At 66.4% G+C, this 11,922-nt stretch carries 10 protein-coding genes; 3 read left to right on the top strand and 7 right to left on the bottom strand.

Annotated elements, in window-relative coordinates:
* Positions 1 to 26 precede the first annotated feature (26 nt).
* A complete protein-coding gene (locus FGU64_RS05425) occupies positions 27 to 614 on the bottom strand; it encodes an XRE family transcriptional regulator (protein WP_139951196.1) in 588 nt (195 codons plus the stop codon).
* 205 nt (positions 615 to 819) lie between these two features.
* Here FGU64_RS05425 and FGU64_RS05420 point away from each other — a divergent pair, with 205 nt between their 5' ends.
* Positions 820 to 1,539, top strand: a complete 720-nt coding sequence (locus tag FGU64_RS05420; RefSeq protein WP_139951195.1) for a nitroreductase — start codon at positions 820 to 822, stop codon at positions 1,537 to 1,539.
* A gap of 108 nt (positions 1,540 to 1,647) precedes the next feature.
* Here the strand turns inward: FGU64_RS05420 and FGU64_RS05415 are convergent, their stop codons facing one another.
* The 6 genes from FGU64_RS05415 to FGU64_RS05390 form a co-directional block, all read right to left on the bottom strand.
* The gene (locus FGU64_RS05415) at positions 1,648 to 3,093 is read right to left on the bottom strand and encodes an MFS transporter (RefSeq protein WP_139951194.1); all 1,446 of its coding nucleotides are present in this window, start codon (positions 3,091 to 3,093) and stop codon (positions 1,648 to 1,650) included.
* A 135-nt stretch (positions 3,094 to 3,228) separates the two neighbouring features.
* Entirely contained in the window at positions 3,229 to 3,615 is a 387-nt protein-coding gene (locus FGU64_RS05410) for a RidA family protein (RefSeq protein ID WP_139951193.1), read from the bottom strand.
* 12 nt (positions 3,616 to 3,627) lie between these two features.
* Positions 3,628 to 4,230: a sarcosine oxidase subunit gamma family protein gene (gene soxG / locus FGU64_RS05405; protein WP_139951192.1), complete on the bottom strand. Its 603-nt coding sequence runs from the start codon at positions 4,228 to 4,230 to the stop codon at positions 3,628 to 3,630.
* Positions 4,223 to 7,216, bottom strand: coding sequence for a sarcosine oxidase subunit alpha (locus FGU64_RS05400; RefSeq protein ID WP_139951191.1), 2,994 nt, complete (start codon positions 7,214 to 7,216; stop codon positions 4,223 to 4,225). The genes soxG and FGU64_RS05400 overlap by 8 nt, the downstream gene beginning before the upstream one ends.
* Positions 7,213 to 7,485 (bottom strand): sarcosine oxidase subunit delta family protein, encoded by a 273-nt coding sequence (locus FGU64_RS05395; RefSeq protein ID WP_139951190.1) that lies wholly within the window; start codon positions 7,483 to 7,485, stop codon positions 7,213 to 7,215. Before FGU64_RS05395 ends, FGU64_RS05400 begins: the two co-directional genes overlap by 4 nt.
* Positions 7,486 to 7,520: 35 nt before the next feature.
* A complete protein-coding gene (locus FGU64_RS05390) occupies positions 7,521 to 8,780 on the bottom strand; it encodes a sarcosine oxidase subunit beta (RefSeq protein ID WP_139951189.1) in 1,260 nt (419 codons plus the stop codon).
* 289 nt (positions 8,781 to 9,069) lie between these two features.
* Here FGU64_RS05390 and FGU64_RS05385 point away from each other — a divergent pair, with 289 nt between their 5' ends.
* Both FGU64_RS05385 and FGU64_RS05380 read left to right on the top strand, forming a co-directional pair.
* On the top strand, positions 9,070 to 11,502 hold the full coding sequence (locus FGU64_RS05385; RefSeq protein ID WP_246671322.1) for a mechanosensitive ion channel family protein: 2,433 nt from the start codon (positions 9,070 to 9,072) through the stop codon (positions 11,500 to 11,502).
* Positions 11,503 to 11,643: 141 nt separating this feature from the next.
* Positions 11,644 to 11,907 (top strand): hypothetical protein, encoded by a 264-nt coding sequence (locus FGU64_RS05380; RefSeq protein WP_139951188.1) that lies wholly within the window; start codon positions 11,644 to 11,646, stop codon positions 11,905 to 11,907.
* The last annotated feature ends 15 nt before the right edge of the window (positions 11,908 to 11,922 follow it).

The raw sequence follows: 11,922 nt of genomic DNA, 5'->3' as shown, positions 1-11,922 counted from the left end.
CCCCATTCCATTCAACAAACGGCCATTCAATAAACCGGCGGCGATACGACCCAGATCACCACGGCGGGTTCCGTGCCGGGATTGCGCCAGCGGTGGGGTTTCTTCTCGAAGCGGAAGCTGTCGCCGGCTGTCAGCCGGTGCCATATGCCGTCGATCTCGATCTCGAAGACGCCGGACACGACATAGCCGGCTTCCTCCGTCTGGCGCAGGTTGGGCGCCGCAAGCTCGGCGCCGGCGGCGAATTCGGAGCGAACCATCTCGAAGGAGCCGCCGAGGTCCGGCGACAGAAGCTCTTCCACGAGGCCGGTCTCGCTGGTGCCGAGCGCGCGGCGGCGTCCGGCGCGGACGACGACGCCGCGCTCGCGCTCGTCCTCCACGTCATGGCCGAAGAACAGGCTGATCGGCACGTCGAACAGGGCGGCGAAGGCACGCATGTCGGCAAGCGAGGGCATGGACAGGCCGCGCTCGACCTGGCTGACCCAGCCTACCGAGCGGCCCAGCTTCAGGGCGATTTCCGCCAGCGTCAGCCCGCGCGCCTTGCGCAGCGCGCGAATATCGCCGGCGAGCAGGTGTTCACCGGGTTCCGTCTGCGGCTGTGCGGCAGGGCGGGGCATGGTCCGTTCCATGAAAAGCTTCGCGTAATTTTCATGTGACGATCGTTTCGTGAAAAAATCAAGAAGAATTTCACGACATCACAAGATTCGCTTGCGGTGCAGAGGCGGTTGAGGCAAAGCCAGCGCGGACGGCGAGGGGGACGACCGCTTTACAATCTACCGGTTCGCTGGCTGTTGGCCCGTCGGCCGGTGCAGGGAATGGCCGATGCTGGCGCCGGAAAATCAAGTATCTTCGTTGGACGAAACGAGCGTGGTCGACGAGGCGATCGCCTCGCGCCGGTCGGTGCGCGCCTTCCTGCCCGATGCCGTCGACGACGCGACGATCCGCGATATCCTCAACGTGGCGGCGCGCGCGCCTTCCGGCACCAACATGCAGCCGTGGCGGGTCTACGTCACCAGGGGCGCGGTGAAGCAGCGCATCACCGACGCGATCCTCAATTCCGGCATTCGTGCCGAGAAGGCGGAATGGGACGAGTACAAATACTATCCCGACCAGTTCTTCGAGCCGTACCTGACGCGGCGCCGCGCCAACGGCTTCGGCCTCTACGGCGTGCTCGGCATCGGCCGGCGCGAGGTGGACAGGATGCGCGCCCAGCACGACCGCAACTTCGTCTTCTTCGATGCGCCCGTCGGCATGATCTTCACCATCGACCGTCGGCTCAACCAGGGCTCGTGGATCGACTACGGCATGTTCCTACAGAACATCATGATCGCGGCGCGGGCGAGGGGGCTGCACACTTGCCCGCAGGCGGCCTTCGCGCCCTACCACCGGCAGATCAGGCCGGTGCTCTCGATCACCGACGAGGAGGTCGTGGTGTGCGGCATGGCGCTCGGCTACGAGGATACGTCGAAGCCGGAGAACGAGTTCCGGACGGATCGTGCGCCGCTGGAGGAGTGGGTGACGTTTGTGGAGGAAGGGGAGTAGGGCAATAAGGCAATAAGGCAATATGAAAGCTGGGTTCTGAGGTTAGTCTTTCCTACTGCCCTACTGCCCTACTGCCCTACTGCCCTACTGCCCTACTGCCCTACTGCCTTATTCCCCTATTCCCCTCACTTCATTCCCGCTCACCTGCGCGCCGTCCTGCGGCGTCAGCTTCAGATAGGCGAGCAGGGCGGCGAGCGTCACCAGCCCCTCGATGACGAACAGGATGCGGAATTCACCGGCTTGCGCCGGGCCGCCGCCCGCCAGCAGCGACAGGGCCGCCGCGGCGGTGCCGACGCTGATGGCGACGCCGAGCTGCCACAGGATGTAATAGAGCGCGCTGAAGCGGGCGAGCTGCTCGGAGGCGATGTCCGAATAGGCGAGGTTGCCAGTCGAGGCCCATTGCGCCGAGCGGAAGACGCCGAAGACGAAGATGTAGGCAAGCACGATCCACACCGGCGTCGTCGCCTGCATCAGCGCGAAGCCGGCGACGAGCGCCGCGCAGATCGGCGTGTTGATCACCAGCAGGCGGCGGAAGCCGAGGCGGCGCAGCACCGCCGGCATGAAGAAGCGCACGATGATCGATCCGACCGCCGCCATGAAGGTGAGCGAGCCCGCCGCCACCGCGCTCATGCCGAAGCCGAGCTGGAACATCAGCGGCAACAGGAAGATCACCGAGCTCATGCCGATCGTGTCCAGCCCCCCGCCGGTCAGGAAGGAGATGCGGAAGGTGCGGATGCGCAAAAGGTTGAGGTCGAGGATCGGGTTGGGACTGCGCAGGCAGTAGAGCGAGGCGATCGTGAGAACCGCCACGGCGAGGATGATTTGCGCGGTTGTCGTCAGGCCGGCGGTATCCTTGGCGGCGAGCGAATCCATGCCGAGCACCAGAAGCACCATGCCGGCGCCGACCAGCATGAAGCCCGGAAAATCGAAGGGCCGGCGCACCGGCTTGGTGCCGGTCGGAAACAGCAGGAACGAGGCGACGACGGCGGCGAAGGCCAGCGGAATGTTGACGAAGAAGATCCACCGCCAGGAAACGTATGTCGTCAGCGCGCCGCCGAGCAGCGGCCCGATCAGCGGGCCGGACTGTCCCGCCAGCGAGATGTACATGTTGATCTTCAGCGTGCGGTTGCGCGGGAAGCTTTGCAGCACCGTGACTTGGCCCAGCGTGCCCATCAGCGCGCCGCCGAAGCCTTGCAGGGCGCGCGCGGCCACCAGAGACCACAGGTCGCTCGCCATGCCGCACAGTGCCGACGCGACGCCGAAGACGAGCACGGCGAAGCAGTAGGAATTGCGCAGGCCGAAGCGTTCGGCCGCCCAGCCGCCGATCGGCATGGTGATGATGAGGGAAGCGACGTAGGCGGTGATCAGCAGGCCGAGCTCGCTCGGCGCGCGGTCGAGCGTCTCGCCGATGCCCGGCAGGGCGGTGACGACGACGTTCTGGTCGAGGCTGGTCATGAGGACGCCGCAGGCCACCGTCACCGGCACCAGCAGCGATACCGTTTCCGCTGGCAGATCGGCGGGGTCGGTCACAGTCGTGGAACGGGGTGCATCCATGCGGGATGGCTAGGATCGACGCATTGAGCCGCTTTCAGGTCTGTCGGCGGTCGTCGCAACCGCCGATTCCCGAGGCGACTATCGAGCCGGTTTCAGCCGCCCTCAAGCAACAGGAGCGGCATGTCGTAAGGCCAGCTATCTGCGAGGCATGTAGGCCATGCATTCGAGCTCGAGCCGGGCGCCGAGCGCCAGGCCGTTGGCGCCGAAAGCCGAGCGGGCCGGCAGGCGGTCGGGATCGAAATAGTCGAGATAGATGCGGTTGAACGTCGGCCAGTCGGCCATGTCGGCCAGCATGACGGTGCACTTGAAGACGTCGGCGAAGGTCAGTCCGTTCTCCTTCAGCACCGTGCCGATGTTTTCCATCGTCTGTCGCGTTTCAGCTTCGATGCCACCGGCCACCAGCTCCAGCTTTCCCGGCACGTTGCCGAGCGCGCCGGACAGATAGAGGATATCGCCGACGCGCACCGCCTGGCTGAAGGGCAGCTTCACCGCTTTGGCCGCCGGCGAGTTGATGAACTCCACGGCAATTCCTCCCTACGCCACCTCGTAGCCGACTTCCTCGCAGCCGTGGCACAGCGCCGTCCAGAAGGAGCGCGCGAAGGAACGGAAGACGTGGATGTCGAAGCGATCCGGGCCACTACGCTGGATCTGGGCGAAGATGTCGTGATGCGTCGTCGAGCGGCCGGCACCGAGCGGGAAGGCGGCCGGCGAAAAATCGATGGCGAAGAACTTCGCCAGCACCCATTCCGCTTCAGGCCCCTCGATGCGGATGACGGTGCGGCCGTGCGACAGGTCCGTCACCGTGCCGATCGCCGGCGTGACCGCCTTGGCGAAAGCGGCCGCCAGTCCGTCCTTTTCGTCCACCACGATGAACTTACCCGGCGCGAAGCCGAAGGCGGCCTTGCCGGCTTCGCTGACACCACCGCCGGCGCCGTCGGGCAGGGCAAGGCCGGCGACGGTGCGGATCGCTTCGATCATCCTGCGTTCCTCGCCGGGCCATGCGGCAAGCTGGACGATCGAGCCGGGACGCGGCTCCGACAGCGCCACGCCGACGCCGTCCTCGAAATTGCCGTGCGGGCCGGCGCGGTAGACCGGCGCCAGCGGCGACAGGCGTTCGACCTCGGTTGACCTAGCCATGCATGCGGCTCCCTTCGGGGTCGAAGAAGTGGTGGCTGACGATCTCGACCGGGCCGAAGCGGCCGCGCAGCGGGTCGGAGGTGAAGGCGCGGCTGCCGTGGCGCGCCTTGCCGCCCTCGACCAGCGCCAGCGCGATGTATTTGCCGAGCGAGGGCGAATAGCAGCAGGCGGTGATGTGGCCGATGGAACCGTGCGGGTTCTTCTCGTCCAGTTCCTCGACGATATGGGCGCCGCCGTTGAGTGGCCGGTTGTCGAGCGAGACGATGCCGACGAGTTGCAGGCGGTCGGCGGCGACCAGGCCTTCGCGGTCCATCATGGCCGAGCCGATGAACGGCTTCTTCTTCGACAGCATCCAATCGAGATGCAGGTCGCGCGCCGTGGTGCGGCCGTCGATCTCGGCGCCGGTGACGTGTCCCTTCTCGATGCGCATGGTGCCGAGCGCCTCCAGCCCGTAGGGCACGAGGTCGAACGGCTTGCCGGCTTCGATGAGCGCTTCCCAGACATGCGTGCCCCAGTCGGCGCCGCAATAGACCTCGAAGGCCATTTCGCCGGAGAAGGAGAGGCGGCAGATCATCACCGGCACGCCGGCGATCTCGCCGTGGACGATGCCCATGAAGGGGAGGGTGGCGTTGTCCACCGCCGTGCCCGTCACGCAGGCGGCGAGAATGGCGCGCGCGTTCGGCCCGCCGATGGCGGCGCCCGCCCACTGGTCGGTGACAGAGGTGATCGTGACTTTCAGCTCCGGCCACACCACGTCGAGGAAATATTCCAGATGCTGCATGACCTTGCCGGCGTTGGCCGTCGTGGTGGTCATCAGGAAATCCTGCTCGCCGAGCCGCCATGTCGTGCCGTCGTCGAAGGCCAGCCCGTCCTCGCGCAGCATCAGCCCGTAGCGCGCCTTGCCGACGGCGAGGGTGGAGAACATGTTGGTGTAGACGCGGTCAAGCAGTTCGGCAGCGTCCGGTCCCTGCACGGCGATCTTGCCGAGCGTCGAGACATCGACGATGCCAGCCGAGCCGCGCGTCGCCTTCGTCTCGCGCACATAGGCCTGTTCTATGGTTTCGCCGGCGTGGCCGTAGATTTGCGGCCGCCACCACAGGCCGGCGGAATACATGCTAGCGCCGTTGGCAAGGTGCCAGTCGTGCATGGGCGTGAGCCGTTCCGGCTTCAGGTCGCCGAAACGCTCGCCGGCCAGCGAACCCAACGAAACGGCCGCATAGGGCGGGCGGAAGCGGGTGGTGCCGACCTGCGGGATATCCTTGCCGAGCGCGGCGGCCATGATGGCGAGGCCGGGCACGTTGGAGGTCTTGCCCTGGTCGGTCGCCATGCCGAGCGTGGTGTAACGCTTCAGGTGCTCGACCGAGACGAAACCCTCGCGATGGGCAAGCCGTACGTCGTCGGCGGTCACGTCGTGCTGGAAATCGACGAAGCTCTTGCCCGGCGCCGTGATCTCGAAGACGGGCTCGGAGCCCGGCGCACCGGGAGCCGCCTCGACGGCAGGCGCATCGAAATGCTTCGACCGGGCGCCGGATGCCGCCAGCCCGGCGGCATGGCCCTGTTCGATCGCCTCGGTGGTCGAGAACGCGCCGGTGAAGGCGCCCGCGCCGGTCCATTTCTGGTTCGGCTTCGGCGGCAGGAAGGCCTGCAGCGCCTCGTTCCATTCGGCCCTGGCGCCGGCCTGGCTGGCGAGGTGGATGGCAGGCGACCAGCCGCCGGACATCAGCAGGCAGTCGGCGTGGATGGAGCGCGGCTCGCCGGACAATGCGCCGGACGCGGCATCGAAGCGCTGCACCTTGATGCCGCTCAGCGTCTTGCCGCCTTCGGTGGCGACGACGGCGTGGCCGGTCAGCATCTCGGTTTCTGCTTTGCCGGCGAAATCGAGCATGTCGGCGGAAATGTCCGTTCGCACGTCGACGATTGCCGCGATGGCGGCGCCCGCCTGCCTCAACGCATGCGCGGCGCGATAGGCGCTGTCGTTGTTGGTGAAGACGGCGACCTTCTGGCCGGGCAGCACGCTGAACTCGTTGGCATAGCGCTCGGCAGCACCCGCCAGCATGACGCCCGGCCGGTCGTTGCCGGGAAACACCAGCGGCCGTTCCAGCGCGCCGGTCGCCAGCACGACGGATTTCGCGCGGATCGCCCAAGTGCGATGGCGCGGCTCGCCCTTGGCGGGGTGCTGCTTGTGGTCGCTGACGCGCTCGAGGGCCGCCAGCGTATTGCCGTCGTAGTAGCCCCAGACGGTGGTGCGTGGCAGGAGGCGCACATTATCCGCCATGCGCAGGTCGTTGACGGCGGCGGCGGCCCAGTCCGCCGCCGGCTTGCCGTCGATGACCTCGCCCGACCAGTTGGCGGAGCCGCCGAGGCGCGGCTCGATGTCCGCGAGGACGACGCGCGCACCTTTCTCGGCAGCCTCCTTCGCCGCCGTCAGTCCCGCCGGGCCGGCGCCGACGACGAGCACGTCGCAGAAGGCGTTCATGCGCTCGTATCGCGCCTTGTCGGGAACGGCGCCGGCGCGGCCGAGGCCGGCGGCGCGGCGGATGAAGCGCTCGCACACCATCCAGAAGCGGGTGCCTTTCAGCGGTCCGATCACCGGCCCCATGAAGGTCTTGTAATAAAAGCCGGCCGAGATCAGCGGCCCGGCAAGCTGGTTGACGGCGCTGACGTCCCAGGCCAGCGAGGGAAAGCGGTTCTGGCTCTCGGCCACCAGCCCGTCGTGGATCTCGACTATCGTCGCGGGGATATTGGGCTCGCGCGCCTGGCCGCGAAGGATCGTCACCAGCGCGTTCGGTTCGTCCACGCCGGCTGAAAGTACGCCGCGCCGGCGGTGGTACTTGAAGGAGCGGCCGAACAGGGAAACGCCGTTGGCGAGCAGCGCCGAGGCCAGCGTGTCGCCCGGATGGCCGCTGTAGGTGGCGCCGTCGAAGGTGAAGCGGATGGTGCGGGCGCGGTCGATACGGCCGCCGCCTTCGGTGCGGCGCGCGCTCACGGCTTGACTCCATGGTGACCCCGGACCGCGACCGCGCTGGAAACCGCATGGGTCAGCGTGTTGCGCACGACGCGCAGATGGATGCGGCAGCCGCCGGAATGCTGCCATATCTCGTTGTGGTCGCCGGCCGGATTCAGCCGGTCATAGACGTACTCGTTCCAGGCATCGAGGTTCTGCGAGTTCGGGGCAGGGCGCTGGCGGTTGCCGTCGCCCTGGTAGGTGAACTCGGACACGTCGCGCGGGCCGCAATAGGGGCAGGTGATCAGCATATGTTTGTGTCTTTTTGTTTGGCCATGGTTATGGCCTAGTGCAGCCGTGGTGTCGCGCCCTGGCCCTTCTCGTCGATCAGGATGCCGCGATGGAAGCGGTCGAGCGTGAAGGCGGCGTTGAGGTCGTGCGGCTCGTCGCGGGCGATGGTGTGGGCGAAGCAGAAGCCGGAGGCGGGCGTCGCCTTGAAGCCGCCGTAGCACCAGCCGCAGTTGAGATACATGCCCGGCAGCGGCCCCTTGGTGATGATCGGCGAGCCGTCCATCGACATGTCGCACACGCCGCCCCACGAGCGCAGCATGCGCACGCTTGCCAGCGAGGGAAACAGCGCCAGCATCTCGGCCATGACGTCCTCGACGATCGGCAGGTTGCCGCGCTGGGCATAGGAATTGTAGCCGTCGATGTCGCCGCCGTAGACCAGTCCGCCCTTGTCGGACTGGGAGATGTAGAAGTGCCCCATGCCGAAGGTGACGACGGTGTCGAGCACCGGTTTCAGCGATTCGGAGACGAAGGCCTGCAACACATGGCTTTCGATCGGCAGCCGGTCGATGCCGGCCAGTTGCATAACGCGGCCGGTCGAACCGGCGACCGCGACGGCCACCTTTTTGGCGCGAATCTCGCCGCGCGAGGTGGAAACGCCGACGATCTTGTCGCCGTCCCTGATGAAACCCGTCACCTCGCAGTTCTCGACGATATCGACGCCCCGCCTATCGGCGCCGCGTGCATAGCCCCAGGCGACGGCATCGTGGCGGGCGGTGCCGGCGCGCGGCTGCATCAGGCCGCCATAGACGGGGAAACGGGCCGTGTCGGACACGTCGATCATCGGCATCAGGCGTTTGATCTCGGCCGGCGTCATCAGCTCGGCGTCGACGCCCTGATGGCGCATGGAGTTGCCGCGCCGCGCATAATCGTCGAGCTGCGCCGGCGAATGCGCGAGATTGAGGCAGCCGCGCTGCGAGAACATGACGTTGTAGTTGAGATCGTGCGACAGGTTCTCCCACAGCTTCATCGAATGCTCGTAGAAGCGGGTGTTGGGCGGCAACAGGTAGTTGGAGCGCACGGCCGTGGTGTTGCGCCCGACATTGCCGGAACCGAGCCAGCCCTTCTCCAGCACCGCGACATTGGTGATGCCATGCTCCTTGGCGAGGTAATAGGCGGTGGAAAGACCATGCCCGCCGCCGCCGATGACGATGACGTCGTACGATGCCTTCGGCTCGGGCTTGCGCCAAGCCGGTTTCCAGTCCTTGTTTCCCGACAGCGCGTTCCGGAGCAGCTCGAAGGCCGAATATTCCGCCATGATCGTGGGTTTCCGTTGCGGGGCGTGGGCAGACTATAGAGCAGGCGGGACGGCCAAAGCCAATATTTCGCCATCGCTTTTCGACAGACCGACCAGATTGGCCGACCAGTTTGGCCGGCCGGATTGATCGGCCGCGATCCAGCCCGCGCTTGCCCGCCGCCGGTGCTGCCTCTATCTATGGCGGTCGCCGAAACGCCATGCTGTCCCCGAGTCGTCGCCGTTGAGCCGTTTCCCGACCTTTCCTTCGCTGCTGCGCCTGCTGGTCTTCCTGCTGGCGCTTGCCTGCGTCGTGCCGGCCGGGGCGCAGACGACGGCCGACACCGCACCTGTCCAGGCGCCGGCGGGCATCGTCGCCGCGCAGCAGAAGGTGCTGCAGGACCTCACCGCCAAGGTCGACGGGCTCGAAAAGCAGATCGAGCAGAACAAGGAAGACGACGACAGGCTGGTCGATATCCGGCTGCAACTGGAGGAACTGGCGCCGCAGGCCCTGCAAAGCGCGCTGGCCTTCCGGCCGCGTATCGCTGAGATCAACAAGCGGCTGGAGCAGCTGGGGCCGCCGCCGGCCGAGGGGCAGCCCGCCGAGCCGGACATCGTCACCAGCGAGCGCCAGGCGCTGGCTGCCGAAAAGGCCGAGATCAACGCGGTGACCGCTTCGGCCCAGACACTGTCGGTGCGCATCAGCAATCTCATCAACACGGTCGCCACGACACGCAGCGACCTGTTCCGCAACCTGTTGACGCGGCGCTACGCGCTGACGGACGCTTTCAGCAGCAAGGTGCTGTCCGACGCGCATGCCGGCGTGACGTCCTTCTACAATTCGATTTCCTCCTGGCTGGGCTTCGCGCTCAAATACAAGGCGCAGCCGATGCTTGTGGCCACGATGATGGCGCTGATCGCCGCCTTCGTGCTGATGTTCGGCGGACGCCGCGTCTTCGGCCGCCTGATCGACCCGAACGGCGGTGAAAGCCCGTCCTATCTCAGCCGGCTGTCGCGCACCTTCTGGTCGACGCTGCTGCCGACGGTGGCGCTGGGCGTGTTCTTCGCCGCGACCTACTTCTTCTACGATTACTACGGCGTGTTGCGCGGCGACATCGGCACCTTCCTGGCCGCAGCCATGACGGTCATCGGCCTCGTCTTCTGCGTCAACCGGCTGACCAATGCGGCGCTGTCGCCGGCGCGCCCCGCATGGCGGCTGATCCCGGTCGAGCCGGAAGCCGCGCGCTGGCTGGTGCGGCTGACCACGGCGATGGCGCTCGTCATCGGCGTCAGCAGCTTCCTCGCCATCGTCAACGACCAGATGGGCTCGCCGCTGTCGCTGACGGTGGCGCGCAGCTTCCTGGCAGCCGTCATCGTCGGCGTCCTGCTCATTCTCATGGGATTGCTGAAGCCGTTCCGCACCAAGGAAGGCGAATGGCGGCGCTGGCCGGTATGGCTGCGCTACAGTGCCTACGGTCTCGGCGCCTTCACGATCGGTGCCGCTCTTCTGGGCTATATCGGCCTTGCCACCTTCGTGTCGCTGCAGGTGGTCGTCACCGGCACCATCCTGGTGACGGCATATATCGGGCTGTTGTCGGCCCGCGCCATCGGCGCCGAGGGCGGGTTTGGAAACTCCTTCGTCGGCCGCTGGCTGGCGGAGAATTCCTCGCTGGAGGACAACACGCTCGACCAGCTCGGCCTGGTCGCCTCGATCGCGCTCAACGTCTTGATCGTGCTGGTCTTCCTGCCACTGATCCTGATGATGTGGGGGTTCCAGCCGGGCGACATCCAGTCCTGGGGCTACAGGCTGGCGACCGGCCTCACCATCGGTTCCGTGACAATCTCCTTCACCGGCATCCTGTCGGGCATCGTCGTCTTCATCGTCGGCTATTTCCTGACGCGCTGGTTCCAGGGCTGGCTCGACGGCTCGGTGATGGCGCGCGGCAAGGTCGATACCGGCGTGCGCAACTCGATCCGGCTGGCGGTCGGCTATGCCGGCGTGGCGCTGGCGGGGCTCGTCGGCATCTCGGCGGCGGGCATAGACCTTTCCAATCTCGCACTGGTTGCCGGCGCGCTTTCGCTGGGTATCGGCTTCGGTCTCCAGAACGTCGTTTCCAACTTCGTCTCCGGCCTGATCCTGCTGGCCGAGCGGCCGTTCAAGGTGGGCGACTGGATCGTCGCCGGCGACGTGTCCGGCACCGTCAAGAAGATCAGCGTGCGCGCCACCGAGATCGAGACGTTCCAGCGCCAGTCGGTCATCCTGCCCAACTCCAACCTCATCAACAATGCGGTCGGCAACTGGACGCATCGCAACAAGCTCGGCCGCATGGAGATCAAGGTCGGCGTCGCCTATGACAGCGATGCGCACAAGGCGCATGCGGTGCTGTCCGAAATCGCACGCGGCCATCCGATGGTGCTGAAGAATCCCGAGCCCTTCGTCCAGTTCACCAATTTCGGTCCGGCGGCGCTGGAATTCGAGATGCGCGTCTTCCTTGCCGACATCACCAACAGCGGAACCGTGCAGAACGACATCCGCTTCGCCATTCTCGATGCGTTCGATCGCGAGGGCATCGCCATTCCCTCGACCGTGCGCGCGGTCATGGAGAAGAAGCCGGCGCTGGAGCCGTGGCCGACCGACGACGACCGCATCGAGGTCGAGGCCGCCGAGCAGGAAGAGGCGAAAGCCGAGGCCGCGCGCCAGCAGGCCAAGAGCCGCCGCAAGGGCCGCAAGCCGGACCCGAACTGATCCGTTTTCAGCCGCCGCGAAACCGATTGTGGCATGAATGCGGCATTCAGTTGCGGTTCAGCTTCATCCCCGTATACAGTGCGCGCAACGGCTGGATGCCTTGCTTGGGACAACAGAGGCGGTGGCGACACCGGGATTGCAATGTGGAGATCGCTCCTTGCCGCGACCATGCTTGCGGCCACTGCCGGCCAGGCGTTTGCCGCCAGCGCCGTCAACAGGGACGACGAAGCCCGCACGCTGGTCGTCACCGAGGGCGGCAGCAAGACGGAACTGACGCTCGCCGCCGGCGAGACGGCACAGTTCTGCCCCAACGGCTGCTTCGTCACCTTTCCGAACGGCGACCTTCAGGCGCTGACCGGCGCCGAGACCATCGAGATTTCGGGTGGTGTCGCCAAGATCAAATAGGCTTCAGGCACCTGA

The sequence above is a fragment of the Mesorhizobium sp. 8 genome (genome assembly GCF_006351905.1).
Classification (GTDB): Bacteria; Pseudomonadota; Alphaproteobacteria; order Rhizobiales; family Rhizobiaceae; genus Mesorhizobium; species Mesorhizobium composti.
This window is presented reverse-complemented; position numbering and strand designations above follow the sequence as displayed.

Bases quoted from the DNA above. Each gene is read 5' to 3' on its own strand.
- FGU64_RS05425 (WP_139951196.1), bottom strand. From the start codon at position 614: ATGCCCCGCCCTGCCGCACAGCCGCAGACGGAACCCGGTGAACACCTG.
- FGU64_RS05420 (WP_139951195.1), top strand. From the start codon at position 820: ATGCTGGCGCCGGAAAATCAAGTATCTTCGTTGGACGAAACGAGCGTG.
- FGU64_RS05415 (WP_139951194.1), bottom strand. From the start codon at position 3,093: ATGGATGCACCCCGTTCCACGACTGTGACCGACCCCGCCGATCTGCCA.
- soxG (WP_139951192.1), bottom strand. From the start codon at position 4,230: ATGGCTAGGTCAACCGAGGTCGAACGCCTGTCGCCGCTGGCGCCGGTC.
- FGU64_RS05395 (WP_139951190.1), bottom strand. From the start codon at position 7,485: ATGCTGATCACCTGCCCCTATTGCGGCCCGCGCGACGTGTCCGAGTTC.
- FGU64_RS05390 (WP_139951189.1), bottom strand. From the start codon at position 8,780: ATGGCGGAATATTCGGCCTTCGAGCTGCTCCGGAACGCGCTGTCGGGA.
- FGU64_RS05380 (WP_139951188.1), top strand. From the start codon at position 11,644: ATGTGGAGATCGCTCCTTGCCGCGACCATGCTTGCGGCCACTGCCGGC.